The 25,619-nt window shown below is 49.5% G+C and carries 23 protein-coding genes and 1 pseudogene; 23 read left to right on the top strand and 1 reads right to left on the bottom strand.

The genetic code is table 11. The features are described 5' to 3' along the window. The first annotated feature begins 46 nt into the window (after positions 1-46). The 21 genes and pseudogenes from DT065_RS05025 to spoVM all read left to right on the top strand — a co-directional run bounded on the left by DT065_RS05025 (position 47) and on the right by spoVM (position 22,554). A complete protein-coding gene (locus tag DT065_RS05025) occupies positions 47-2,746 on the top strand; it encodes a calcium-translocating P-type ATPase, SERCA-type (RefSeq protein ID WP_114371439.1) in 2,700 nt (899 codons plus the stop codon). Between the two features lie 430 nt (positions 2,747-3,176). Beyond that, complete coding sequence (locus tag DT065_RS05020) at positions 3,177-4,058, top strand: YicC/YloC family endoribonuclease (RefSeq protein ID WP_114371437.1); 882 nt, start codon at positions 3,177-3,179, stop codon at positions 4,056-4,058. A 22-nt stretch (positions 4,059-4,080) separates the two neighbouring features. After that, complete coding sequence (gene remA / locus DT065_RS05015) at positions 4,081-4,341, top strand: extracellular matrix/biofilm regulator RemA (RefSeq protein ID WP_114371435.1); 261 nt, start codon at positions 4,081-4,083, stop codon at positions 4,339-4,341. A 155-nt stretch (positions 4,342-4,496) separates the two neighbouring features. Beyond that, complete coding sequence (gmk, locus tag DT065_RS05010) at positions 4,497-5,111, top strand: guanylate kinase (RefSeq protein ID WP_114376082.1); 615 nt, start codon at positions 4,497-4,499, stop codon at positions 5,109-5,111. Continuing rightward, a complete protein-coding gene (gene rpoZ, locus DT065_RS05005; protein ID WP_114371433.1) occupies positions 5,112-5,312 on the top strand; it encodes a DNA-directed RNA polymerase subunit omega in 201 nt (66 codons plus the stop codon). A gap of 438 nt (positions 5,313-5,750) precedes the next feature. After that, positions 5,751-6,128: an ArsR/SmtB family transcription factor gene (locus DT065_RS05000; RefSeq protein ID WP_227002733.1), complete on the top strand. Its 378-nt coding sequence runs from the start codon at positions 5,751-5,753 to the stop codon at positions 6,126-6,128. Continuing rightward, positions 6,100-8,253: a heavy metal translocating P-type ATPase gene (locus DT065_RS04995; RefSeq protein ID WP_114371430.1), complete on the top strand. Its 2,154-nt coding sequence runs from the start codon at positions 6,100-6,102 to the stop codon at positions 8,251-8,253. The genes DT065_RS05000 and DT065_RS04995 overlap by 29 nt, the downstream gene beginning before the upstream one ends. Before the next feature lie 193 nt (positions 8,254-8,446). Further along, on the top strand, positions 8,447-8,740 hold the full coding sequence (locus DT065_RS04990) for an ArsR/SmtB family transcription factor (protein WP_114371429.1): 294 nt from the start codon (positions 8,447-8,449) through the stop codon (positions 8,738-8,740). A gap of 14 nt (positions 8,741-8,754) precedes the next feature. Continuing rightward, a complete protein-coding gene (locus DT065_RS04985; RefSeq protein ID WP_114371427.1) occupies positions 8,755-9,639 on the top strand; it encodes a cation diffusion facilitator family transporter in 885 nt (294 codons plus the stop codon). Positions 9,640-9,879: 240 nt separating this feature from the next. Beyond that, positions 9,880-10,125, top strand: a complete 246-nt coding sequence (locus DT065_RS18780) for a hypothetical protein (protein ID WP_160112416.1) — start codon at positions 9,880-9,882, stop codon at positions 10,123-10,125. Beyond that, complete coding sequence (locus DT065_RS04980) at positions 10,031-10,624, top strand: nuclease-related domain-containing protein (protein ID WP_160112415.1); 594 nt, start codon at positions 10,031-10,033, stop codon at positions 10,622-10,624. Before DT065_RS18780 ends, DT065_RS04980 begins: the two co-directional genes overlap by 95 nt. A 467-nt stretch (positions 10,625-11,091) precedes the next feature. Next, positions 11,092-12,294, top strand: coding sequence for a bifunctional phosphopantothenoylcysteine decarboxylase/phosphopantothenate--cysteine ligase CoaBC (coaBC, locus tag DT065_RS04975; protein WP_114371424.1), 1,203 nt, complete (start codon positions 11,092-11,094; stop codon positions 12,292-12,294). Next, on the top strand, positions 12,291-14,693 hold the full coding sequence (gene priA, locus DT065_RS04970; protein ID WP_418314598.1) for a primosomal protein N': 2,403 nt from the start codon (positions 12,291-12,293) through the stop codon (positions 14,691-14,693). Before coaBC ends, priA begins: the two co-directional genes overlap by 4 nt. 48 nt (positions 14,694-14,741) lie before the next feature. Then, positions 14,742-15,683 carry a methionyl-tRNA formyltransferase gene (fmt, locus tag DT065_RS04965; RefSeq protein WP_114376080.1) on the top strand — a complete coding sequence of 314 codons (942 nt, stop codon included), beginning with the start codon at positions 14,742-14,744 and terminating at the stop codon, positions 15,681-15,683. Continuing rightward, positions 15,664-17,016: a 16S rRNA (cytosine(967)-C(5))-methyltransferase RsmB gene (gene rsmB / locus DT065_RS04960; RefSeq protein ID WP_114371420.1), complete on the top strand. Its 1,353-nt coding sequence runs from the start codon at positions 15,664-15,666 to the stop codon at positions 17,014-17,016. The genes fmt and rsmB overlap by 20 nt, the downstream gene beginning before the upstream one ends. 29 nt (positions 17,017-17,045) lie before the next feature. Beyond that, positions 17,046-18,080, top strand: a complete 1,035-nt coding sequence (gene rlmN / locus DT065_RS04955; RefSeq protein WP_418314658.1) for a dual-specificity RNA methyltransferase RlmN — start codon at positions 17,046-17,048, stop codon at positions 18,078-18,080. A 4-nt stretch (positions 18,081-18,084) separates the two neighbouring features. Beyond that, entirely contained in the window at positions 18,085-18,834 is a 750-nt protein-coding gene (locus tag DT065_RS04950; protein WP_114371417.1) for a Stp1/IreP family PP2C-type Ser/Thr phosphatase, read from the top strand. Then, positions 18,831-20,768, top strand: a complete 1,938-nt coding sequence (gene pknB, locus DT065_RS04945) for a Stk1 family PASTA domain-containing Ser/Thr kinase (RefSeq protein WP_114371415.1) — start codon at positions 18,831-18,833, stop codon at positions 20,766-20,768. Before DT065_RS04950 ends, pknB begins: the two co-directional genes overlap by 4 nt. Positions 20,769-20,804: 36 nt before the next feature. Then, positions 20,805-21,669, top strand: a pseudogene (rsgA, locus tag DT065_RS04940) (ribosome small subunit-dependent GTPase A). Positions 21,670-21,672: 3 nt separating this feature from the next. Further along, positions 21,673-22,323 (top strand): ribulose-phosphate 3-epimerase, encoded by a 651-nt coding sequence (gene rpe, locus DT065_RS04935; protein WP_114371413.1) that lies wholly within the window; start codon positions 21,673-21,675, stop codon positions 22,321-22,323. Between the two features lie 150 nt (positions 22,324-22,473). Further along, complete coding sequence (gene spoVM / locus DT065_RS04930; protein WP_114371411.1) at positions 22,474-22,554, top strand: stage V sporulation protein SpoVM; 81 nt, start codon at positions 22,474-22,476, stop codon at positions 22,552-22,554. Between the two features lie 625 nt (positions 22,555-23,179). On the opposite strand, the gene rpmB is transcribed toward spoVM, so the two are convergent. Beyond that, a complete protein-coding gene (rpmB, locus tag DT065_RS04925; RefSeq protein WP_114371409.1) occupies positions 23,180-23,368 on the bottom strand; it encodes a 50S ribosomal protein L28 in 189 nt (62 codons plus the stop codon). 156 nt (positions 23,369-23,524) lie between these two features. On the opposite strand from rpmB, the gene DT065_RS04920 reads away from it, so the two are divergent. After that, complete coding sequence (locus DT065_RS04920; protein WP_114371408.1) at positions 23,525-23,887, top strand: Asp23/Gls24 family envelope stress response protein; 363 nt, start codon at positions 23,525-23,527, stop codon at positions 23,885-23,887. A 57-nt stretch (positions 23,888-23,944) separates the two neighbouring features. Then, positions 23,945-25,597, top strand: coding sequence for a fatty acid kinase ATP-binding subunit FakA (gene fakA, locus DT065_RS04915; protein WP_114376078.1), 1,653 nt, complete (start codon positions 23,945-23,947; stop codon positions 25,595-25,597). The last annotated feature ends 22 nt before the right edge of the window (positions 25,598-25,619 follow it).

The raw sequence follows: 25,619 nt of genomic DNA, 5'->3' as shown, positions 1-25,619 counted from the left end.
GCTGAATAGGATGAAGGAGAAGTCCAAGCTGTGGGGTGTAATAAAGATGAAGTGGCATCAAACCGATCCTTATGCGTTGTACAAGTCAATCAGCACCGATATCAGTACAGGCTTAAACAACCAAGAAGCCGCGCGCCGGTTGCAAAAACACGGCGCGAATAAATTACTGGAAGAAAAACGAACGCCATGGCCGATTCTTTTTCTTGAGCAGTTCAAAGATTTTATGGTTATCATCTTGCTCGTGGCGACGTTTGTTTCCGGGTTGCTCGGGGAGTTTATTGATGCGCTTGTCATTATCGGGATCGTCACCGTCAACGCGCTCCTTGGCTTTGCGCAAGAACGAAAAGCGGAGAATTCGTTGCACGCGTTGAAAGAATTATCGGCACCAGAAGTCAATGTGTTGCGGGACGGGAGGTGGCAAAGCCTGCCATCGGCAGATGTCGTGCCGGGCGACATCATTCAATTGGATAACGGCGATCGCATCAGTGCTGATATTCGTCTCGTGGAAACGACGCGACTTGCCATCGAGGAATCATCGCTAACGGGAGAATCCCTGCCGGCAGAAAAAGATGCTGCCCCGATCGCCTCGGACTCGGTGCCGCTTGCGGACAGGCATAACATGGCATTCGCCGGTACCATGGTCAGCCGAGGACGCGGCAAAGGTGTCGTTGTCGATACAGGCATGAAAACGGAAATGGGAAAAATTGCGCATTTGTTGCAGTCAACAGAAACGACGATGACCCCTTTGCAGCACCGACTGGCGCAACTTGGAAAAATATTGATCGCGGGCGCGATTGTACTTACGGCCCTCGTCGTCTTTTTAGGGATCCTTCAAGGGCAACCAATGTATCAAATGTTTATCGCCGGTGTTTCCCTAGCGGTCGCGGCCATTCCAGAGGGGCTCCCAGCGATTGTGACCGTCGCCCTTGCCCTCGGGGTTCAACGGATGATTCGCCACAAAGCGATTGTTCGGCGTCTCCCTGCCGTGGAAACGCTCGGCTGTGCATCCGTGATTTGTTCCGATAAAACGGGAACGCTTACAAAAAATGATATGACCGTTACCAAGCTGTGGACATGGTCGGAAGAATGGGCGATCGAAGGAGAGGGGCTCGACGCTTCTTTTCACAGCGACCGAAACGTTGAAACCCCTGCAAAAAGTCATGAGGTCAGCGATTTACTGATGTACGGGCTCGTTTGCAACAATGCGGAGATGATAAAAAAAGAAGAACCGACACGCGGTTCGACGATCCAAAAGCACGAAGATGTTGAGATTACCGGTGAACCGACCGAAGCGGCCCTCGTTTTGGCAGCCGGCCGGGCGGGGCTGTTTCCGGAAAATGCAGCGCGACGGTTTCATCGCCTTGATGAAATACCGTTTGACTCCACAAGAAAACGCATGACCGTCATTGTCAAAGACCAAAACGGCCGACGTTTCGTTATTACAAAAGGGGCGCCTGACGTATTAATTTCCAAATGCGCCACCGCGCGAATAAATGGAGAGGACCGACCGTTGACGCCTGCGCTTCGGGCGGAGTGGGAGAAGACGGTTTCACGCATGGCAAAACAAGCCTTGCGAACGATCGCGATCGCCGTAAAACCGCTGTCGGAGGCTGTGAATTACGAGGCTGTCGATGTGGAGAAAGACATGACACTGCTCGGGTTGCAGGCGATGATGGACCCTCCCCGTTCGGATGTGAAAAATGCGATTAAACAATGCCGGGAAGCAGGAATTAAAACGGTGATGATCACCGGCGACCACGTGGAGACGGCACGAGCCGTTGCAAGCGACTTGGATATGCTCCCGGCCCACGGGGAAGTTTTAACCGGAGAGCAATTGGACGCCATGGACGATCCCACGCTGCACGCGGCTGTCGGGAAAACCTATGTATTTGCTCGTGTTTCCCCGGAGCACAAACTACGCATCGTCAAAGCTGTACAAGAAAACGGGCATGTCGTGGCCATGACCGGGGACGGGGTGAACGATGCGCCCGCGCTGAAAGCGGCCGATATCGGCGTAGCGATGGGAAGAAGCGGCACGGATGTAGCTAAAGAAGCATCCGCACTCGTCCTGGGCGATGATAAATTTTCGACCATCAAAGCAGCTATTGAAGAAGGTCGAAACATCTATGACAACATTCGCAAATTCATCCGTTACATGCTCGCGTCAAACGTGGGCGAAATTCTCGTCATGTTATTCGCGTTGTTGCTCGGGCTGCCTCTGCCGCTCGTCGCCATCCAAATTCTCTGGATCAACCTCGTCACCGACGGCCTGCCTGCAATGGCCCTTGGCGTCGACCGGGCGGAAAGCGATGTGATGAAACGGGAACCGCGCCATCCGCGGGAAGGGATTTTTGCGCGCGGACTGGGAACGAAAGTGCTGACACGAGGGTTGTTAATCGGCCTCGTCTCTCTCGCCGCTTTTGTCATCACGCTCTACGGCACCGGGATCCCGGAACTCACACACGCGCAAACCGTCGCCTTTGCCACACTCGTGATGGCCCAACTTATTCATGTGTTTGATTGCCGCAGCGAGTATTCCGTTTTTCACCGTTCGCCATTTGAAAATAAAGCCTTGCTGTGGGCTGTCATATCGTCGGTCGTCTTAATGTTGATCGTCATCTATGTCCCGGTTTTGCAACCGATTTTTTACACAACCGCGCTCGGCTTGTACGACTGGCTCCTTATTCTCGGCCTTTCCGCGATTCCAACCATCGCGCTCGCAGGGTCGGGTATGCGAAAAAAATAAAGCCAAGGGCGGGAGGCGGATCATTTAAGCCATATGCATAATGCGGTATCTTAAACAACCAAGACTTCGGCATGGGAGAGGGGCGTAGGGCAACGAATATGCCGAAGGAAGAACGACATTGGCATGAAAGAAGGGGAAAGACATCCTCGGAAGCCGAAGCATCCTTGACTTCGGCATGAAAAAGGAAGCGAAGCGCTGCAACGATGCCGAAGGAAGGACAGCATTGGCATGAAATGCAAGCAAAGGGGTGCTGGGAAGCCGAAGCAGCATCCGCTTCCCACTGGGATAATGATGAAAGAAGGCCCCAAGCAGGGTCTTTTTTCTTAGTGAAAAATTCCTTGTTAATAGATAGGGAATTATAGTTTTACATGAAACACCTTGTCCTCAGCCCTGAAATTGTTTAAAATAAGAGTAGTGGATGTGATACACGATGGTCACGAGTATGACCGGTTACGGATTTGCGGAGGAAAGGCTTGCAGATGGATGGATCAGCGTTGAGATGAAAAGCGTGAACCACCGTTTTCTTGATGTGCTTTTTTCTTTGCCTTCGGCCCTTCGCAGCCTGGAAGAAGAAGGGCGTAAAATCGTGAAGGAAAAGGTGCAGAGAGGCAAGGTGGATATCACCGTCACGTTTACCGGAACCCCCTCTGCCCTTGGCATAGAGAAACGTTTACATATCGATTGGCATCTGTTGCGACAATATGTCCGGGAGGCAGAACGGCTGCAAGCTTGTGACGCTTTTGACGAAAAGCTATCATTGAACGATTTTTTGCTTAATGAACAGATAGTTTCCATTCAGGAAGAAACAGGGGAAGCCCCTTCCGTCCGGCAAGCGTTTTTAAATACGATGCGAACCGCTTGCAGTGAATTGATGGAAATGCGGAACAAAGAGGGGCAGGAGCTTTCCTGGGATTTAGTACGTTATATGCAGCATATCTCCGAAGGCCTGAGCACTTTGGAAGCGCGTCTGCCCGAAGTCCAATCTCGTTACCGTCAAAAGCTCGAGCAAAAAATAAAAGCAATGATCGATACGGTTGACGAAGACCGCTTACTTACGGAGGTTGCGATTTTTGCGGATAAAAGCGATGTAAGCGAAGAGTTAGCCAGAATGAACGCGCACATCAAGCAGTTCAGAGATACGCTAAAAGAGGCAGGAACCATTGGCCGCAAACTTGATTTTATTACCCAGGAAATGAACCGCGAAGTGAACACGATCGGCTCCAAAGGCAATGACCAATGTCTATCAAAAATCGTCGTCGAGATGAAAAGCATCCTTGAAAAGGTGAAGGAACAGGTGCAGAATATCGAATAGAAAATGGAAAAGAGGGGTACCATTGAGTATTAAATTGATTAACATCGGTTTTGGAAATATCGTTTCCGCGAACCGGATCATCGCAATCGTTAGCCCCGAGTCTGCGCCGATCAAACGCATCATTCAAGAAGGCCGTGACCGCAACATGCTTATCGACGCGACCTATGGGAGGCGGACACGAGCGGTAGTTATTGTAGACAGCGATCATGTGATCCTTTCGGCCGTCCAGCCTGAAACCGTCGCGCAACGCTTAACGACAAAAGAAGACAACGATGATGATTAATCACGGTTGGAGCGGTTGTCAGGCGCGCTTTGATGGGAGACGTTGTTGACCCATCGAGATAAAAAATCTACGATATAACGTATGCACTTGACGTTCGCCATTCTCGGCGAGAAGTCAAGTTTTTCTAAAGAACGCCGATGGAAGGATGAACAATGTTGAAAAAAAATCACGGGCTGCTCATCGTTCTTTCCGGACCTGCAGGAGTAGGGAAAGGAACGGTTTGCAATGCATTGCGCGCCGTCGATGATTCGATAAACTACTCCGTGTCCGCTACAACACGTGCCCCGCGGGAAGGCGAGCAAGACGGCGTGAATTATTTTTTTAAAAGCGAAGCAGCGTTTAAGGAAATGATCGCCAATGATGAACTGCTGGAATGGGCAAAATATGTCAATAATTACTACGGCACCCCCCTGAAATATGTCAACGATACCGTACGAACGGGCGCTGACATTATACTGGAAATTGAAGTTCAGGGTGCCGCGAAAGTAAGGGATCGTTACCCGGAAGGCGTTTTTATCTTTTTGGCGCCGCCGGATCTTTCCGAATTGCGCAAGCGCATTGAAGAACGGGGGACCGAAAACAGCGAACTCATTGAAGAACGCATGACGGTTGCCCAGGCAGAAATTGAAATGATGGCACAATATGATTATGTCGTGGAAAACGATGACGTGGCCAAAGCGGTTCGTAGAATCCGCTCCATCGTTGAAGCTGAACATTGCCGTAAAGACCGTGTCATCGATCATTATCGACCATTCGTGGAGGTGAAGTAAATGATAAATCCATCGATCGATGCATTACTCACAAAGATTGATTCGAAGTATTCCATCGTCACGATCGCCGCGCAACGAGCACGCGATCTCCAGGAAACCGAAGATCGCCATTCGACGCTCGAGAAACCACACTCAAACAAACTCGTCGGCGTCGCCCTTGAAGAAATTCATGCAGGAAACTTGACGATAAAAAAAGATTAATTGGTCCCCGTGTCGCCGTGTGCGGCACGGGGTTTTATTTATAGCTCAAAGGGGACAGACAAACATTCTCGTCTTCCAGTATGGAGGGCTCTTCGGACACTACGCCTGAGATTTTCGCCATTTATGTCCGATGGTTTCCCGCTATTGAGGGGGACCGGTAAATCAGCCCCCCTGTAATAGCCTTATACGAGGATGACGGGCTATTGCATCCTTTACATCAATTCAATATCCATACAAGAGATCAACCAACAAAATCCTTTAAGCACATTTACCTGTACAGGCTTGTTTTTGGGATATACGACGATATGTTGGAGACCTTACAGACTTGTACAAATTTGATTCGGCTGCTTCATCCTGAGGCAGTCGTTTCTTTTGACATATGTTAGCGTCCCAGTATAGTATAATAATCAAATGATTATTTGAATGAAGGTGAAGGGGATGAAAACGAAAGAAAAGCAAGATCAATGTGAAGTGTTTTGTTATGACGAAGAAAAAGTGCGACGGTTATCTCCACGTATCGAGTCCGAAAACTTTACGTTCACAGGCGATATTTTCAAAGCGTTATCTGGTGAAACGCGATTAAAAATTGCTTATGCTTTGACCCTAGAGACTGAACTCTGTGTCTGTGACGTTGCCCATATTATCGGGACAACGACGGCAACGGCTTCTCATCACCTCCGTCACCTTAGAAATTTACGCATTGCGAAAAGCCGGAAGGAAGGAAAATTGGTGTTTTATTCCTTAGATGATCACCATGTCACAGAACTCATTACAACGGCGATGGTGCATGGCCGGGAAGAGATCCATAGTGGCTGATCATCATATCGAAAAAAACGATTATCGCGTCCAAGGCTTTTCGTGTGCGAACTGTGCCGATACGTTTGAAAAGAATGTTCAACGATTAGATGGGGTGACCGATGCAAAGGTGAATTTTCCGGCTTCAAAGATTACCGTTTACGGATCAACAACGAAAGAGCAATTGGAGAAGGCCGGTTCCTTTGAAAATTTGAAAGTCCGTTCAGCACATGCACCTGATGAATCGGAATCAGCCCATCAGCCATCCTTTTTCCAAAAATATCAAACCGTAATATTGGCCATCCTCTTTTTTAGTTTTGGAGTGGCTTCTCAAATCGTTAATGGTGGGGAGAACCCTCTAACTTGGCTTGCTTATGCCACTTCGATGGTGGTTGGGGGCTATACGCTCTTTAAGGCTGGCCTTATGAATGTAATACGCCTGCGATTTGATATGAAGACGCTCATGACTGTCGCTGTCATCGGAGCCGCCATTATCGGAGAATGGGCGGAAGGAGCCCTTGTGGTTATTCTTTTTGCCATTAGTGAAGAACTTGAGGGATTCTCCATGGATCGGGCGAGACAATCGATTCGTTCGCTGATGGATATCGCACCTAAAGAAGCCCTTATAAAACGAAATGGCCAAGAGATGACCGTGCACGTCAACGACATAGCGATTGGAGATATCATGATCGTCAAACCGGGGCAAAAAGCAGCTATGGATGGCGTTGTTGTGGCCGGTCATTCCTCGATAAATCAGGCAGCTGTTACCGGAGAGTCCATTCCTGTTGAAAAAAATCGCGATGACGAGGTTTTTGCGGGAACCTTGAATGAAGAAGGATTCCTTGAAGTTCGTGTCACCAAGCATGTCGAAGACACAACCATTTCAAAAGTGATTCATCTCGTGGAAGAAGCACAAGCAGAACGTGCCCCGGCCCAAGCCTTTGTGGATCGTTTTGCGAAATATTACACACCCGCTGTTATGGTTTTGGCTATGCTTGTGGCTGTTTTGCCGCCGTTGGTGATGGGAGCGACCTGGGAAGCATGGATTTATCAAGGGCTTGCTGTATTAGTCGTGGCTTGTCCGTGTGCGCTTGTGATTTCAACGCCGGTTTCCATCGTTACAGCCATTGGCAACGCAGCTAAGAATGGCGTTTTAATTAAGGGCGGCGCTTATTTAGAAGAAGCCGGGTCGTTGAAAGCAATCGCTTTTGATAAAACAGGGACCTTAACCAAAGGGGTTCCGGTCGTCACGGACTTTTCCCTTTTTCACCCGGGAGATGAAGATGAGCTATTAGCCAAAGTCACTGCTTTAGAGTCACGATCTCAACACCCTTTAGCTTCGGCCATCGTCGATCAAGCCAAGCAAGCGAACATTTCTTACCACCATCATGAGGTTCAGGATTTCACTTCGATCACCGGAAAGGGGATCAAAGGTACGATCGATGGGACGACGTACTACGTTGGGAACCTAAGTTTATGGGAAGATGTGCTGGGATATGTTATTGATCCGGACATTCGAAGTTCCCTTGAAGATCTCCAAAAGCAAGGGAAGACAGGGATGTTTATTGGCACGGAGCAGTCCGTATTAGCGCTGATTGCCGTGGCTGATGAAGTTCGTGACACAAGCCAAGAAGTAATCTCGAAACTCCATGACATTGGCATTGACCAAACCATTATGCTTACGGGTGATCATCAAGACACGGCGTCTGCCATTGGCAAGCAAGTAGGTGTGACCGATGTTCAAGCCAATCTTTTACCGGAAGATAAATTATCTTATGTTCAAGCGTATCGAGAAAAGGATCGAAAAGTAGCTATGGTTGGAGACGGGGTTAATGATGCCCCAGCTTTGGCTGCGTCCAATGTAGGCATCGCCATGGGGGGAGCGGGCACGGATACCGCCTTAGAAACCGCCGACGTTGCCTTGATGGGGGACGATTTACAGAAACTACCTTATACGATGGAACTGAGTCGTCGAGCGCTTCGTATTATTAAACAAAACATTAGTTTTTCCCTGGGCATTAAGTTCTTGGCGCTTTTATTAGTGATACCGGGATGGTTAACCCTTTGGATTGCAATCTTGGCGGATGTAGGGGCGACGCTCCTTGTGACGGCAAATGGACTACGTTTGTTGCGGGTAAAAGAATAAAACGATGGGCGTTAGGGACGTTCTTAACGCCCTATTTTTCCTAAACAGGATTGAATGATTGAATACGATTGGACCTCCTGATCAAAAAATTAAACTGAAAAAAGTCGAATACCAATACTGCCAAATTAATTAGTACGAAAAGATAGATGTTATTATATGAATAAATGATCATATATAGGTTAAGGAGGGATCCATGCGCAGTCTAGATGAAGAAACACTGTTCGTCGTCTCGCAAACATTCAAAGCGTTGGCTGATCCTACGAGGATTCGAATTTTACACCTGCTTGCAGAAGAAGAATGCTCAGTAAGTACGATTGTTGAGCGATTATCATTGAGCCAGTCAACGGTGTCTCATCAGTTACGATTTTTAAAAAACCTTCGTCTTGTGAAATCGAGAAGAGAGGGGACATCGATCTATTATTCCCCGGAGGATAAACATGTCCTCGAGGTGCTTGAGCAAACAATGAATCACGCGCTTCATGAATAGAAAGGAGATCTACAATGGCTCATGATCACCATCATACCAATAACAAAAAAGTGCTGCTGAGTGCCCTTGTGCTGATTTCGATTCTCGTTATTGCCGAAGTGATTGGTGGTCTGCTTACGAATAGTTTGGCACTCCTTGCAGATGCTGCGCACATGCTGAGTGATTTTTTTGCCATCGGCATTGCATTGATCGCATTTAAGGTCGGTGAACGCGCAGCAAGCAAGAGTAAGACGTTTGGATACAAGCGTTTCGAGATTCTTGCAGCCCTTATCAACGCTGTCCTATTGATCGGGATTTCCGTATTTGTTTTATGGAACGCGATTCAGCGCTTTCAGGAGCCACCTGAAGTCGCGGGCGGCGGGGTATTAGTATTTGGGAGTTTCGCCATTATCATCAACTTACTCATCGCTTGGATTATGATGCGCGGCGGAGATGTAAAAGGAAACATAAATTTAAAAGGCGCGTTTATGCATGTGCTTGGAGATCTCATTGGTACTGTGGGAGTGCTTATTTCTGGAATACTGATTCTATTATTTAACTGGACGATTGCCGACCCCATTATCAGCGTTGTTGTATCCTTGTTAATCTTAACGGCCGGATTTCGCGTCGCGAAGGATTCGTTACACGTCCTCATGGAAGGAAAGCCACCGAGCATTTCCTTGCAAAAGATCGAAAATCGTTTAAACGAGATCAAAAATGTTCGTTCCATCCATGATTTGCATTTGTGGTCCATTACCTCTGATTTTCCGGCATTCAGTTGCCATCTCGTTGTTGAAGATGGCGCAGATCGTGATGAAGTGCTCCAGAAATCCTCCACCATGTTGAAGGAAGAATTTCACATCTCACACGCTTCTATACAAATAGAAGGGGACGACGCGGATTGCACGACAAGGTGCTGATCGTGGAATGGGAAGTTTGGGAGTCTGTGGAATCTGAATCCGGCTCTCGCTTGAAATAAGAATTCCATCTAAAGAAATGGATCACTTACTAAGAGAAAATGGATTCCATACGGAACTATTCCACCTGGATTCAGAACACTGTGCCATTAAGGCGAGAAAAGGTTAAAGCAGAAAGAAAGATTTTTTCTTTCTGCTTTAACGGTTAGTATTGCGACTTTTTTCTCTTTTGGTATACTAAAAATGAGTGAAAATTTAAAACTTATTGAAAGTACAGGGGCGATGAATCTACTTAAACGGCGTGAAACGCCTGTCGAGCTAATGATTTTACGAATGTTATGTGCGCGGATGACGCTTCCGGACGACCAACATTATTTGAATCTCGAGCAAGGTTTTGCCGGAGAACGGATCATGGACGGTTGGCTGGAAGAAGACTTATCCGCTGATTGTCTCGTTATCAACGACCTATTGCTCGAAACAGAACCGTAATCTTTTTCAACTCGATACGCTGGTTATTTTTCAAGAAAAGCTTTTTATTTTGGACGCCAAGCACAATGCCGGAGATTTTTATATCGACGACGACAAGTGGAAGATAATTTCCGGCACCGAAATTCAAGATCTCTTGCTCCAAATGAAACGGAGCATGACCCTCCTGCGCAAACTGCTGCGAATGAACATTCCGATTGCATCCTACCTGATTTTTACAAATTCCGAATTTTACCTGTACAATGATTCCCCGGATTTACCTGCCGTTTTTCCAACCCAAATGCCTCGATTTTTGAAAAAATTAAACAGCCAGCGCTCGCGCATTGGCGTGAAAGAGAAGAAAATCGCTGAGCAGCTACTCGCATTGCATAAGCATGATAACCCGCATATGTGTGTGCCCGAGTATGATTACGATCGATTGGAAAAAGGTGTGGTTTGCGGAGCGTGTTGCTCATTCATGGTATACAAGGGAAGAAATGTATATGTCCCTCATGTGGAATAGTCGAAGAAACGGAAACAGCGGTCTTGCGGAATGTAGAAGTGTATCGGACACTTTTCCCAAATCGACGGATAACTACTAAAGCAATTTCCGAATGGTGCGGGATGATGGGAAGCAACCAAAAAATCAGAAAAATACTATTGAATCATTTTAAGCGCGTTGGTGGTGGGAGGTCATCATATTATGTTGAATGATTTACTGTATTTCCGTATTCAACGATCTGATTTCGGGGAAGTGGCGGATTCTAGAACGTAAGAGTGCGTCCAACGATCTGTTTTTGGAGAAGTGTCGGATTCTAGAACGCATGAATGAACCTTCCGTCCTTTTTTCGTATATTGTTCCCGAATGAATCATCGTCTCGCCCCTCCCCCTTTCCCTCCCCCGACGTTCCCGAAAATCATCCCAAATCCGCTGTATTTCGACAACTTGGATGGTATAATACTTGTAAAGGATAGGGAAAGGAGCTTACGATGAACGATAGAAATATTATTCTCGGTGTTACCGGCGGAATTGCGGCGTTTAAAGCGGCCGCGCTTGCTTCAAAATTGAACCAGGCGGGCGCGAATGTAAAAGTCATTATGACCGAGGGCGCGCGTGAATTTATCACCCCGCTTACCTTCCAGGCTTTAACGCGGGAGCGGGTCTATATCGATACGTTTATTGAAGAAGAAGTGGACAAGGTTGCCCATATTGATGTGGCCGATTGGGCGGATGACGTAGTGGTCGCGCCGGCCACGGCCGATCTCATCGGAAAATATGCGAACGGGATCGCCGATGATATGCTCACAACGACGTTACTGGCGACACGGGCGCCTGTCTATATTGCGCCTGCCATGAATGTGAACATGTTTGAACATCCTGCCGTTGTCGAAAATATTCGTAAGTTGGAAGCTCGCGGGGTCGGCTTCATTGAGCCCGGTTCCGGCTATTTGGCTTGTGGTTGGGTAGGCAAGGGGCGCATGGCGGAACCGGAGGATATTTTCGCATTTTTAGATACCGGTCCATCTCCGTCCTTGCCGTATTTAAAAGGAAAAAAAATACTGGTTTCCGCCGGACCGACGCGTGAAATCATCGACCCGGTTCGATTTTTGTCCAATCGCTCTTCCGGGAAAACAGGCTTTGCCATCGCGCAAGCGGCCCAGACGCAAGGGGCGGAAGTGACGCTCGTCACCGGACCGGTGGAATTGCCGACGCCGCCGGGCGTGGAGCGCATTGATGTGACGTCTGCCAAGGACATGTTGGATGCGATTACTCCATTATATGATGAGGTCGACCTTGTTATCAAAACAGCGGCGGTGGCTGATTACACCCCGAATGAGACGTTTCCGCACAAAGTGAAAAAAAGTGACGGCGACTTAAGCGTAAATATGGTCCGAACAGTTGATATCCTCGGTGAGCTCGGCCGTCGTAAGGACCAACAGATCCTCGTCGGTTTCGCTGCCGAGACAAACAAGGTATCTGAATATGCCGAAGCGAAGATTGCCGAGAAAAATCTTGACATGATCGTCGCCAACAATGTCAATGAAGCAGGCATCGGCTTTGCCAGTGATGATAACAAAATCACGATTTTCCGTCGGGACCACGAAAGCATCGAATACGATAAACAGAGCAAAGAGGACCTTGCTTATCATTTGTTGGAAGAGCTCCAACCCCTCTTTGAAGGAGACGGGTGAACGTGTACGCGAAAATCATCGTAGATGTTCCGAGCGGCGGAACCGACCATCCATTCGATTATCATTTGCCCGACGGGCTTGCGCAAACCGCTAGCGTGGGAATGCGTACCCTCGTGCCTTTTGGGCAGCGAAAATTGACCGGTTTTATCGTGGACATTGTAAGCGAAACGAACGTGGAAAAAGTAAAAAGTGTCGCTGAACTACTCGACATTACGCCAGTTTTGAACGACGAATTGTTAGCCTTGGGCGCTTGGATGTCAAAAGAAACAATTTGTTTTCAAATCACCGCTTTTCAAGCCATGATTCCGGCGGCGATGCGTGCGAAGGCCGTGAAAAAAATTGCGGTCGTCGAAGCCGAACGATCGCAATTGCCCATGAACGTGCAAGCACTCTTTGGGCAAGCAGGTGAAATCAACTGGTCGAACGTTCCGGGCGACGCCCGTCTCCTGCGCGACATCCGCTCGGCGGTGGAACGGCGAAAAATCACCGAACGCTACGAGCTGAAAGATCAGGCAAAGCACCGAAAAGCAAAAGCGGTTACGGTACCAACCGACCTCGAAGAAACGCCCGCAACGAAGAAACAACAAGAAACGCTCGCTTTAATTGCCGAGCATTACGGAGAAACAGCGGTAGCGACCCGCACGCTCATCCAACAATTGTCGCTTTCCCGAGCAGTCATCAATACCCTCGTTAAAAACGGCTTTTTACAGGAAAAAGAAATCATCATTGACCGTAATCCGTATACGAGTGCCGAAGGCGATGGGAACGAGGAAAAAGCGACACTTACTACTGACCAGTCCCGCGTGCTTGCGCAACTCGAGGCAACGATGGATCAATCCCGCGCCTCCTCGCTCCTTTTACATGGGGTCACCGGAAGCGGGAAAACCGAAATCTACTTGCAGGCCATTGACCGCGTGATTCAAGAGGGAAAAGAAGCGATCGTGCTCGTGCCGGAGATATCGCTCACTCCGCAAATGGTGGAACGGTTTAAACGTCGGTTTGGGGAGAATGTCGCTGTCCTGCACAGTGCACTCTCCGTCGGCGAGCGTTTTGACGAATGGAAAAAAATAAAGGAGCAACGCGTGCAAGTCGCCGTCGGGGCACGCTCGGCCGTTTTCGCGCCGTTTACGAACCTGGGCCTCATCGTCATCGATGAAGAGCACGAAAGCACGTACAAGCAGGAAGAACACCCCCGATATCATGCACGCGAGATCGCGATCTGGCGAAGCAAGCGACATCGTTTCCCGGTGCTCCTCGGAAGCGCGACCCCTTCCATGGAAAGTTATGCGCGGGCAGCCAAAGGGGTGTACCAAATTCTCTCCCTGCCTGAACGGATCAACCAACAGCCGCCCCCGGCCATTGAAACGGTGGATATGCGCGCGGAAATGCGCGACGGGAACCGTTCCGTTTTTTCCACAACGCTATTGGAGAAGCTGCGTGATCGCACCGAAAAAGGCGAGCAAGCGGTTCTCTTTTTAAATCGGCGTGGGTTTTCGACGTTTGTCATGTGCCGCAATTGCGGATATGTGGGTATGTGCCCTCATTGCGAAATCTCGCTTACGTACCATCGCCGCGATGGCCATATGAAATGCCATTACTGCGGCCATGAGGAGCGCGTCTATGAACGTTGCCCCAGTTGTGAAAGCACGCATATTCGTTATTTTGGAACGGGTACCCAACGGGTGGAGGAAGAATTGCAGCAGTTGCTCCCTGAGGCCCGCATCATTCGCATGGACAACGACACAACGAAACGCAAAGGAGCCCACGAACGGCTATTAAAACAATTCGGCAACGGCGAAGCTGAGATTTTGCTTGGGACGCAAATGATCGCGAAGGGCCTGGATTTTCCGAACATTACGCTTGCCGGGGTGCTCGCCGCCGATACGCTTTTGCATCTCCCCGATTTTCGGGCGCAAGAGCGTACCTTCCAATTGTTGACCCAAGTAAGCGGCCGCGCCGGACGTGCGGAAAAAGCAGGGGAAGTCATCATTCAATCGTACACGCCGGAGCATTACGCGATTCAATACGCGCAAACCTATGACTATTTATCTTTTTTTAAAAAAGAATTGGGGCAACGGAAACAAGCGGGGTATCCACCGTATTATTTTCTCACATTAATCACGTTTGCCCATCCTACGTACGCGACTGCCATGAAGGCGGGGACGCGTGCGGCTAAGTTGTTACGCACCCGTTTGGGAGACGACGCCGTTATTCTCGGGCCGACCCCTTCACCAATCGCACGTATTAAAGATAGATATCGCTGCCAATGCATGATAAAATACAGGGATGAACCAGAACTCACGAACGTTTTACATGAATTATTCAGCTATTATCAAAAGGAATTGCAGCAAGACCAAAGATTCATCACGATCGATCGGGATCCGAACATGTTCATGTAAATGATGGCGTGATGGGAAGGAGGACTTGATAGCGTGAAAATTGTATTTATGGGAACGCCCGACTTCGCCGTTCCGGTACTTAGCATGCTTTGGCACGAAGGCCACACGGTCCTCAAAGTCATCACCCAACCGGACCGGCCGAAAGGACGAAAGCAACAACCGGCAAAACCACCGGTGAAAGAAGAGGCGGAGCGGCTCGGTTTGGAGGTTTTACAACCGGAAAAGGTGAAAGAAGCGGTAACGGACATCCTGGATCCGCACCCGGACCTGGTCGTTACCGCCGCTTATGGCCAACTGTTGCCGGAATCGCTCTTATCCGGACCGCCCTACGGGTGTGTGAATGTCCACGCTTCTCTTTTGCCGAAATACCGCGGTGGCGCCCCGATTCATCAGGCAGTGATCGACGGGGAAAAAGAAACGGGCGTCACCCTTATGTATATGGTGAAAAAAATGGATGCCGGGGATATGCTCGCGCAAGCATCCCTTCCCATCGAGGAGACGGACACTGCCGGCGCCCTTCATGACAAGTTAAGCGAACTTGGAACCGATCTCCTTCGCAAAACATTGCCGGTGATAGCCGCGAGAAATGTTACGCCTGAGCCGCAAGAGGAAGCGCATGTAACGTATGCGCCCAACCTTTCGCGCGGGCAGGAACGTATTGATTGGCAAACATCTGCCGACGCTGTGTATAACCAGATTCGCGGTATGAACCCTTGGCCCGTCGCCTATACCCATTGGGGTGATGATCGGTTGAAAATTTGGCGTGCATCTCGCACAAGCGAACGATTTCCGCAAAAAAAACCGGGCGAAGTCGTTCGCGCGACCGCTGATGAAGGTATTATCGTCGCTTGCGGGGATGAATACGGGCTATCCTTACAAGAAGTGCAACCGGCCGGCAAGAAAAAAATGGCCGTCAGCGACTTCCTGCGAGGGCGCGGACAATCTTTGGCAGTAGGAGAGGTATTCGGCAATGGCGAAAACGACGGATAAACAGCCGCGCATGCGGGCAGCAAAAATCCTTGATCGTGTGTTTTTTGAACGAGCGTACAGCCATATGGCCCTGAATGAAGCATTTCGTAAACATCCGCTAGAGGAAGTGGATGCACGTTTTATCACCGAAGTCGTGTATGGGACGATCAAACGCTTGAATACGATCGATGATGTGCTCGGACGCGTCATGAAAAACCCGCTCCGAAAAACCGACCGTAGGGTGAAAACCATTTTGCGAATGAGTGTTTATCAATTGCTTTTCATGGATCGGGTGCCGGAACGGGCAGCCATCCATGAAGGGGTGGAACTCGCAAAAGCTTGGGGAAGGGGCGGATTGAAAGGGTTTGTTAACGGCGTCTTGCGAAACGTGGCTCGCCAAGGGCTTCCGGATTATCCATCCATAACCGATCCCGTCAAAAGCATCGCCCTTTCCACGTCGCACCCGGAGTGGCTCGTGCGTAAATGGGTGCACGCCTACGGCGAAACCGAGACGCTCGCCATGTGTGAAGCAAACGTCAAACGGGCGTACACGACGTTGCGTGTGAATCGTTTGCAAACGGACCGTTCAGCCCTACAGGCAAATTTGGAAACAGATGGGGTGAAAACAACCCCGGGAACGCTTGCTTCCGACAGTTTAATCGTCACGGAAGGACAAGCGATGCATAGCGAGCGATTCGAAAAGGGGGCTTTTTCTTTCCAAGACGAAAGCTCGATGCTCGTCACCTATGCGTTGGATCCGCAGCCGAGGATGCACGTGCTCGACGCTTGTGCTGCCCCGGGAGGGAAGGCGGCCCACATCGCCGAACGGATGGAAGACGATGGCGAGGTGCTCGCTAATGATATTCACGCGCATAAAGAGGCACTTATTGCTGAACAGGCCGAGCGTTTAGGGCTGGAAAGCATCACGACGCAAACGGGCGATGCCGTCGAACTGGCCGCAAATGTCGAAGCGGAAGCCTATGATCGTGTGCTCGTTGATGCGCCGTGCAGTGGTCTCGGTGTTTTAAGGGCCAAGCCCGACATCAAATGGCAAACCGATCCGAAAGAGATCGAAACGCTTAGAGCGTTACAATTAAACATTTTGGAGGCGGCCGCCCAAGCATTGAAGCCGGGCGGGATCCTTGTGTACAGCACGTGTACGGTCATGCCGGAGGAAAACGAAGACGTGATCGCTGCTTTTCTGAAAAACAACGCTTCGTTTGATCTGGATGACACATTGGACGAACGCCTCGGCTTAAAGACGGAACGTGGCCAAAGGTTGATTTTTCCACAGCAATATGACAGTGACGGTTTTTTTATTGCTGCCATGAAGAAAAGAGGGGGCCGAATATGAAAGCATTACAAAAAGAAGCAACAAAAGCGATGAAGCCTTCCTTGTTGTCGTTGACCTACGAGGGCTGCAAGGAATGGATGAAGGAGAACGGGGAACCTGCTTTCCGCGCGAAACAGGTCTTCGAATGGCTGTATCAAAAGCGGGTGGAGAGCATTGAAGACATGACCAACGTGCCGAAAGCGTTGCGCGCCAAACTGCAAGAAGCATTTACGTTGACGCGATTGCGTGAAAAACTTCGGCAGACGTCCACCGACGGCACGATTAAGTTCTTATTCGAACTCGAAGATAACTATTCCATTGAGACGGTGTTGATGCGCCACGATTACGGCAACAGCCTTTGCGTAACGACCCAGGTTGGTTGTCGATTGGGATGTACGTTTTGCGCATCGGGGCTTGGGGGCTTGCAACGAAATTTGGAAGCCGGTGAAATCGTTGCCCAAGTGCTCGATGTCCAGCGTGCCCTTGACCAAAGCGGCGAACGAGTGGATTCGATTGTCGTGATGGGCATCGGGGAACCGTTCGATAACTACGAGAACTTGATGGCGTTTTTGCGCACGGTCAACGATGACGAGGGATTGAACATCGGCGCACGTCATATTACCGTTTCCACGAGCGGAATGGTTCCGAAAATCTACCGTTTCGCCGAAGAAGGGATGCAAATCAATTTTGCGGTTTCCCTGCACGCGCCGAATTCGGAAATCAGGGGGCGCTTGATGCCGATTAACCGTGCCTTTCCGGTGCATAAATTGATGGATGCCATCGACTATTACCAAAAGAAGACCAATCGCCGTGTCACGTTTGAATACGGGCTTTTCGGTGGCGTGAATGATCAAGTGGAGCATGCCGAAGAGCTCGCGGATTTAATTGGCCACACGAAAGGGCACATTAACCTTATTCCCGTTAATGATGTGCCTGAAAAAGACTATATTCGTTCGACGCGTACGGATATTTTTGCTTTTGAACAGACGTTGGAAGCCCGGGGCATCAATGTAACGATTCGCCGGGAACAAGGCCATGACATTGATGCCGCCTGCGGGCAATTGCGGGCGAAAGAAACGGGGTGAATCGATGGAAACGGTGTTCAGGACAGACGTAGGAAATGTTCGCAGTCATAATGAAGATGCCGGAGGCTTTTTTGATGGCGAGCGTATGACGCTCGTCGTCGTTGCCGACGGCATGGGCGGACACCGTGCCGGAGATGTGGCGAGCGGAATGGTCCTCGAAGCGTTGCGAGATTCCTGGCAAAACCACCCGCCCGAAAACGACATCAATGCCATTAAGGATTGGTTGCAAACGGAGATCAAACGGGCGAATCGAGCCGTGTTTAGCAAATCCGCCGACGAAGCTGCTTTTAAGGGGATGGGGACGACGGTTGTCGCTGCTGTGCTTTATAACGACACGATGGTCGTTGCCCACGTCGGGGACAGCCGCGCTTACCGGTTGCAATCACAAACGCTTGAACAAGTCACGAGCGATCATTCCCTCGTGAATGAACTTGTGAAAAATGGCCAACTCTTCCCGGACGAAGCCGAAAACCATCCGCGCAAAAATGTGCTTACCCGAGCGATCGGAACCGAAGAAGAGATCGATGTCGACGTCGATGCCTATGCTTTCCCGCCCCGGTCTGTTTTATTGCTCTGTTCCGACGGTCTTTCGGATAAATTAGCGGAAACGGATCTGGAAGCTATGCTGAGCAGCGAAGCTTCGATGGCTGAAGTTGCCGACGCCCTTATCCGGCAGGCGCTCGATCGTGGGGGGGAGGATAACGTCAGTGTTATTCTCGCGCATCATGATGAGGAGGAGGGAGCCGATTCATGATTGGAGAGCGTATTGATGGGCGTTATGAGGTAATAGCTTACATTGGCGGCGGAATGGCTCACGTGTACCGTGCCCGTGACATCATTCTTGAACGGGACGTTGCTGTGAAGGTTTTGCAGCCCCAACACGTGGATGATGAAGCGTTTGTGCGGCGATTTCGCCGGGAGGCGCAGGCAGCCACAAGCCTTGTGCATGGCAATATCGTTGATATTTATGATTTAGGCGAAAATGATGGAATTTTTTATATTGTCATGGAGTATGTGCGTAACAACACCCTCAAGGATAAGATAGTAAACGAGGGAGCATTGCCGTTTGCCGAGGCGATGCGGATTTTTTCGGAATTGACAAGCGCGATTGCCTATGCTCACGACCAGGGCATTATTCATCGGGATATAAAGCCGCAAAATATATTGCTTGATGAATACGGAAGCGTAAAGGTAACGGATTTCGGGATCGCCCGTGCCTCCTCTGCGGCTACAATTACCCAGACGAACTCCGTGCTCGGATCCGTCCATTACATGTCCCCGGAACAGGCGCGTGCAGGCACGCTAACGACGAAAACAGATATCTATGCTATCGGGGTAACCCTTTTTGAAATGGTCACCGGCCTATTGCCTTTCAATGCCGATTCAGCTGTTTCCATCGCGCTCAAGCATTTGCAGGATCCATTTCCAAACGCGAAAGACTTGCGCAATGACCTGCCCGAAAGCGTGAATAATATCATTCGAAAAGCTACCGCTAAGGATCCGTTGCAACGATATGAAAATGTGGAAAACATGCATTTGGACGGGGAAACCGCCCTGTCACCGGAACGTATCCATGAAGCGCCTGTTCACATTGCAGACCCCGACGAAGAAAGCACACGGCCGATCCCCGCCGTGGGCCCCGGGCACAGTACGGAAGACACGAAAGTTGCAAACGGCACCGGGGATGAGGAAACGTCAGGAGTGTCTCCGGAGCTGGAACCGAACGGGAACAAAAAGAAGCGAAGGTTTTGGAAAATCGGGGGAATCGCACTTTTGGTTCTATTTGCGATCATCGCGGCTTTTACAGTGGTTCCCGCGTTATTGAGCCCGGATGAGGCTGAAATTCCGGATCTCGTCGGATCCGAAGAAGAGGACGCGATCGAAGAGTTGGAAGCGCTGAATCTGCAACCGGAAATGGAATATGAATTCCACGAGGAAGCAGAGGAAGGCGAGGTCTTCTATCAAAATCCGAGCGCAGGAAGAACCGTACGTGAAGGGCAGACGGTAACGCTTTCCGTGAGCGAAGGTCCGGAGACTGTGGAAGTGCCGGATGTTACCGGGCTACAATACGAACAAGCGATCGGGGAATTGCAAGACTTTGAAGATGTCGAACTCACAGCTGAGGAAACGGAAGACGTTGCGGAAGATTTAGTCATTGAACAATCCCCTCTTGCCGATGAAGAAGTTGTCCCGGGTGAAACAACGGTGCAGATCACGTACAGTGAAGCGCCTGAGATTACCGTTGAGGACCTTACCGGTACATCGGAAGATGGGGTTCACAATTATTTGGAAGCGAACAATTTAACCGGTTCTTTTCAAAGAAGCCATTCGGAAAGTGTGGCGGAAGGGGATGTAATCTCTCATGACCCGGGACCGTATGTCACTGTCTCTCAAGGAGCTGAGATTAATTTTGTCATCTCTGACGGGCCACCGCCGGAAGAAGAAGAGCCCGACCAAACGGTGGTAGCAAACATTCCGGTCGAGGTGTCCGATGGCGACGTTTACGAGATTGAAATCGAGTATGAAGATGCAACCACAGACGGACCGGAGGTTTATGTAGAAGAGGAGATCAGCGAAGACACAGAATACGACATAAGCCTTGAAGTCACCCCGGACACCGATGGTTCCTATACGGTGTATTTAGACGGAGAGGACGTGCAATCCAATTCATTTTCATATGAAGACTGAGTCGGTAAAAATGACCGGTCCAAAAGGAGGCCCCATGTGCAAGAAGGGCAAATTGTGAAATCCGTTGGCGGTTTTTATGATGTGAAAAGCGAGGCATCTGTTTTTCGTTGTCGCGCGCGCGGGTTATTTCGAAAACAAAAAATAAAACCGTTGGTTGGCGATTATGTTTCGTTTGCGGATGACTATATCACGGACGTTCACCCGCGCATAAACGTGATGCATCGGCCACCGATGGCCAACATCGATCAGGTTTTTCTCATCTTTTCCATCACGAAACCTGCGTTTTCCGCGTATTTGCTCGACCGTATCCTCGTCCACGTCGAGGCTATGAATGTGGACGCGGTTATCGTCGTGACGAAAAATGATATTGCTTCGGAAGAGGAACGAGAGGCACTTCACGGATACCGGCAGGTATACGAAGACGTCGGTTATCCGGTGATCGTGCCGTCTAATAGCGATGAGAGTCTCGGGAAGCAACTACTGCCTTATTTTCAAGATCGCGTGACGGTTTTGGCCGGCCCCTCGGGGGTAGGGAAGTCAACGCTTCTCAATCGCCTCTCCACCGATTTGGAATTGGAAACGGGAGACATCTCCGAAGGTTTGGCGCGGGGCAAGCATACGACCCCGCCACGTGGAACTATTAAACGTTGGCGGCGGGAGTGTTGCCGATACCCCCGGTTTCAGTTCCCTGGATTTTACAGGCATTGAATTGGAATTGGTACAGGACTGTTTTCCGGAAATCAGCGAGGCGAGAATGGACTGCAAATATCGCGGTTGTACCCATCGCAAAGAGGATGGGTGTGCTGTGAAAGTGGGCGTTGAACGAGGGGAAATTGCCGACGATCGCTATAAGCATTACCAGCATTTTTTTAATGAAGTAGAAGAGAGCAGGAGGTATTGACTGATGGTGAAAATCGCTCCGTCGATATTGGCAGCCGATTTTGCATCGTTAAAAGAAGAAATCATGTCAGTGGAGGCAGCGGGCGCGGATATGATCCACGTTGATGTGATGGACGGCCATTTTGTGCCCAACATTACGATCGGACCCATGGTCGTCGAAGCATCAAGGCGATCTACCGCGTTACCGTTGGATGTACATTTGATGATTGAACAGCCGGACAATTTTATCCCCGCGTTCGTGCAGGCCGGGGCAGATATTGTTACCGTCCACGCGGAAGCTTGTCCTCATTTGCATCGGACACTGCATGTAATCAAGGAGCAGGGAGCCAAAGCGGGGGTGGCCATTAACCCCCATACGCCTGTTGATGTTCTTCAACATGTTTTGAAAGACATTGACCTCGTGTTGTTAATGACCGTAAACCCCGGCTTTGGCGGCCAATCGTTTATCCGGGGCGTGTTGGAAAAAATCACTGCCGTTCAAACGATGGCGGAAGAGAAGAATGAAAACATTTGGATCGAAGTCGACGGTGGGATTGACGACGAAACGGCTCTTTTGTGTAGCCGTGCGGGCGCAAATCTCCTCGTTGCCGGCTCCTATGTGTTCAAACACGAGGTTCGGGCCGACGCGCTCCGGAAGCTAAGGGGAGAATCTTAGTGCGGGGCTACCCTTCGGCATCTTGCTGGAAAGAAAAAAATTAAAATTTTAATGTACTATTTCGGGAATGGTGAATATACATATAGAAGAATCCGTATGTGCCATCATTGGCTGTCCGTGCATAAAGCTGGCCTTCAAGGAGGAATAGTGATGAAATTTTATACCATTAAGCTGCCGAAATTTGTGGGAGGGTTCGTACGCGCTGTGCTAGGCTCGCTTAAAAAAGGATAAGGAAGGAAAAGGCACCGGTGGTTGCGCCGGTGCTTTTTTCGGTTGGCGGGGGGGGTATCAAACATGTTCCCCGGTTTTGAGGGCAAAACATTCGTATCGCGCTGTAATTTTGTTCGCTAACAAGTATCAGGCAGAATTTTCACATAACTAAAATTTTTTGTCTTCATTCAAACGTTTTAAGGACAAAACTCTTTCATATCCAGCATGTTTGTCTTCAATTTAGAGATTTCTTTCCGAAACACCTGTTCAGGAAGGGTTCAAACGATCTGTAATCGGGGTGGCCGGCGAAAAGAGAACACTAGACGGCTTCAAACGATCTATAATCGCGGTGATCCCAAAAAATAGAACGTATGACGCCTGATTTTGATTGAAGCAGGCTTTTTAAGTTGCCATGAAGCTTTTATGAGGCCCGAACTTGATGGAATCAGCCCTTTTCGGTCGTCATGAAGCGTCCATGGCGACCGAACGTGAGATCCGAACGCCGTTTCAGTCTTCATGAAGTGCCTATACAGCCAAATCACACGGATGTGCTTCACGACACGTCCGCATGAAGCATCTATGCTCTCCGAACGTGAAACGCCTTCCCGATAAACTTTTGCAAAAGAAAAAGCCGGCAGTCGGCTATTTAAACGCGCGTGACTTTGCCGGCTTTCAAAGCTTTGGCCGATACGTAGGCCTTTTTTGGTTTTCCGTTTACCAAAATCCGTACTTTTTGTACGTTCGCGCCCCAACGACGTCTCGTTGAGTTATTCGCGTGTGAACGTTTGTTTCCGGATGATGGACCTCGTCCGGTAACGACACATTTTCTGGACATTCGATGACCTCCTTTCCCCAACGTGCATGATTACACCCCAATATCTTAGCACAACCTCACCGATAATCGCAACATTCTCTTGTTTAAAAGTGCATGATTATAGTAAGATGATCATAGTTGGTTCGTTCAGGAAAAACCTTTAGAAGGAGGATGGTTATGGCCCTTGAAATGAACTCTCAATTGGGATCCATCGATATATCAAAAGAAGTGGTTGCCACTGTCGCCGGCAGCGCCGCCACAGACGTTTACGGAATTGTAGGAATGGCTTCTCAGAAGCAAATCAAGGACGGATTATCCGAGTTGTTAAAAAGAGATAATTTTTCTCGCGGCGTCGTCATCCGCGAATTCGACGACGACCTTCACATCGATATGTACATTATCGTCAGCTATGGGACGAAAATATCGGAAGTCGCTTATAATGTACAAACGAAAGTGAAGTATCAGCTGGAACAAATGCTGGGATTAACGGTCGAATCGGTAAATATTTTTGTGCAGGGCGTGCGTGTAAGCAACCCGTAGTGTGTGGGAGGTGGATGAACAGTGACAACGAAAATTAACGGAGAAACCCTCCTTGATATGTTCGCGGAAGGGGCGCATGTCCTCGACCAACATTCAGAACGTGTGGATGCTTTAAACGTTTTTCCGGTCCCGGACGGGGACACGGGAACGAATATGAGTTTAACGATCAGTTCCGGCGTAAAAGAAATGAAGCAAGGAGAGGATATGCGCACGCCAGCGGTGGCCAAGCGCTTTTCCAAAGGCTTGTTGATGGGCGCGCGGGGGAACTCGGGTGTTATCCTTTCCCAATTGTTCCGTGGATTTGCAAAAGGGATTGAAAAAAAAGAAGAAATCGATGGTCAGGCATTGGCGTCCGCTTTCGAGAACGGGGTGGAGACCGCGTATCGTGCCGTTATGAAACCGGTAGAAGGAACCATCCTGTCGGTGGCTAAGGACGCGTCAAAAGCAGCGCGTAAAGAAGCGCGCAAGCATAACGATGCCGATGCTGTGCTCGAAGAAGCGCTTGCCGAGACGAGACGTTCATTGGAGCGTACGCCAGATTTATTACCGGTCTTAAAAGAAGTGGGTGTTGTTGATTCAGGCGGGCAAGGCCTTTTGCATATTTACGAAGGCATGCAGGCAGGCTTGCGAGGGGAATCAACCGCCGATCATGCGGCTGAAGCCACGGAGCAGCCTTCCATGGACGCCCTCGTGGAAACCGAACATCATCATGTCCAGGGAGATATCGCACCGGAAGACATTGAGTTTGGCTATTGCACAGAAGTCATGATCCGTTTCGATGATGAAAAAACGAAAAAAAATCCGTACGACGAAGAAGCATTTCGTTCACGCTTAAGCGAGCAGGGGGATTCATTGCTCGTCGTGAGCGATGAAGATTTGGTCAAGATACATATCCACGTGGAATACCCGGGCGCAGTCATGGATGAAGCACAGAAATATGGCGAACTGATCAACGTTAAAATTGATAATATGCGGGAACAAAACGCGGAGCTTTCTTCATCCGACATGCATAAGGAAGCTGCGGAAACCAAGAAGCAGACGGAGAAGAAATCAACGTACGCGATTATCGCCGTAACCATGGGCTCCGGTGTTCAACAATTGTTTGAAAGCCTGGGCGTCGAAGCCTTCGTGGAAGGCGGGCAGACGATGAATCCGAGCACAGAGCAATTTATGGAAGCGATTGAGAAAACAAACGCGGAACATGTCTTTCTGATTCCGAACAATGGCAATATCGTCATGACGGCCAACCAGGCGGCGGACGTGTTTGAAGACGTGGACGTGCGCGTCATTCCGACAAAATCGGTCCCACAAGGGTTAGGCGCTATGTTTGCGTTTAATGAAGAACAAGACGTTGCGGCGAATGAAGAGGCGATGAACGAAGGCATATCGACGGTAAAAAGTGCCAGCGTCACTAAAGCCATCCGCGACACGACCATTGAAGGCATCGAAATCAGAGAAAACGATTTCATGGGACTTGTGGAAGGGAAAATTGTCAGTTCCGGAGAGACGTTGGAGCAAACGCTGAAAAAAGCCGCCGAAGCGTTGATCGATGACGAGGTTGAAATGCTCACGATTATTGCCGGCGAAGATGCGGAAGAAGCCTGCACGGAGGCGCTCGCTTCCCATGTGGAAGAGCATTATGAAGACGTGGAAACTGAAACGCATGATGGAAAGCAACCGCTCTATCATTATATTTTGTCGGCCGAATAGAGGAGAAATCGAGGGGAGGCAT

The organism is Salicibibacter kimchii (genome assembly GCF_003336365.1).
Lineage (GTDB): Bacteria > Bacillota > Bacilli > Bacillales > Marinococcaceae > Salicibibacter > Salicibibacter kimchii.
Note: the sequence above shows the minus strand (reverse complement) of the source record. Positions and strands in the feature narration are given on the sequence as shown.

What these genes read in the sequence shown, in the direction of transcription:
- rpoZ (WP_114371433.1), top strand. Translation starts at nt 5,112, where the DNA reads ATGATAAATCCATCGATCGATGCATTACTCACAAAGATTGATTCGAAG.
- fmt (WP_114376080.1), top strand. Translation starts at nt 14,742, where the DNA reads ATGGGAACGCCCGACTTCGCCGTTCCGGTACTTAGCATGCTTTGGCAC.
- rpe (WP_114371413.1), top strand. Translation starts at nt 21,673, where the DNA reads ATGGTGAAAATCGCTCCGTCGATATTGGCAGCCGATTTTGCATCGTTA.
- pknB (WP_114371415.1), top strand. Translation starts at nt 18,831, where the DNA reads ATGATTGGAGAGCGTATTGATGGGCGTTATGAGGTAATAGCTTACATT.
- DT065_RS04995 (WP_114371430.1), top strand. Translation starts at nt 6,100, where the DNA reads ATGGCCGGGAAGAGATCCATAGTGGCTGATCATCATATCGAAAAAAAC.
- DT065_RS05000 (WP_227002733.1), top strand. Translation starts at nt 5,751, where the DNA reads ATGAAAACGAAAGAAAAGCAAGATCAATGTGAAGTGTTTTGTTATGAC.
- rlmN (WP_418314658.1), top strand. Translation starts at nt 17,046, where the DNA reads ATGAAGCCTTCCTTGTTGTCGTTGACCTACGAGGGCTGCAAGGAATGG.
- fakA (WP_114376078.1), top strand. Translation starts at nt 23,945, where the DNA reads ATGTTCGCGGAAGGGGCGCATGTCCTCGACCAACATTCAGAACGTGTG.
- DT065_RS18780 (WP_160112416.1), top strand. Translation starts at nt 9,880, where the DNA reads ATGAGTGAAAATTTAAAACTTATTGAAAGTACAGGGGCGATGAATCTA.
- DT065_RS04920 (WP_114371408.1), top strand. Translation starts at nt 23,525, where the DNA reads ATGGCCCTTGAAATGAACTCTCAATTGGGATCCATCGATATATCAAAA.
- spoVM (WP_114371411.1), top strand. Translation starts at nt 22,474, where the DNA reads ATGAAATTTTATACCATTAAGCTGCCGAAATTTGTGGGAGGGTTCGTA.
- DT065_RS04985 (WP_114371427.1), top strand. Translation starts at nt 8,755, where the DNA reads ATGGCTCATGATCACCATCATACCAATAACAAAAAAGTGCTGCTGAGT.
- rpmB (WP_114371409.1), bottom strand. Translation starts at nt 23,368, where the DNA reads ATGTCCAGAAAATGTGTCGTTACCGGACGAGGTCCATCATCCGGAAAC.
- rsmB (WP_114371420.1), top strand. Translation starts at nt 15,664, where the DNA reads ATGGCGAAAACGACGGATAAACAGCCGCGCATGCGGGCAGCAAAAATC.
- coaBC (WP_114371424.1), top strand. Translation starts at nt 11,092, where the DNA reads ATGAACGATAGAAATATTATTCTCGGTGTTACCGGCGGAATTGCGGCG.
- DT065_RS05025 (WP_114371439.1), top strand. Translation starts at nt 47, where the DNA reads ATGAAGTGGCATCAAACCGATCCTTATGCGTTGTACAAGTCAATCAGC.
- DT065_RS04990 (WP_114371429.1), top strand. Translation starts at nt 8,447, where the DNA reads ATGCGCAGTCTAGATGAAGAAACACTGTTCGTCGTCTCGCAAACATTC.
- DT065_RS05020 (WP_114371437.1), top strand. Translation starts at nt 3,177, where the DNA reads ATGGTCACGAGTATGACCGGTTACGGATTTGCGGAGGAAAGGCTTGCA.
- DT065_RS04950 (WP_114371417.1), top strand. Translation starts at nt 18,085, where the DNA reads ATGGAAACGGTGTTCAGGACAGACGTAGGAAATGTTCGCAGTCATAAT.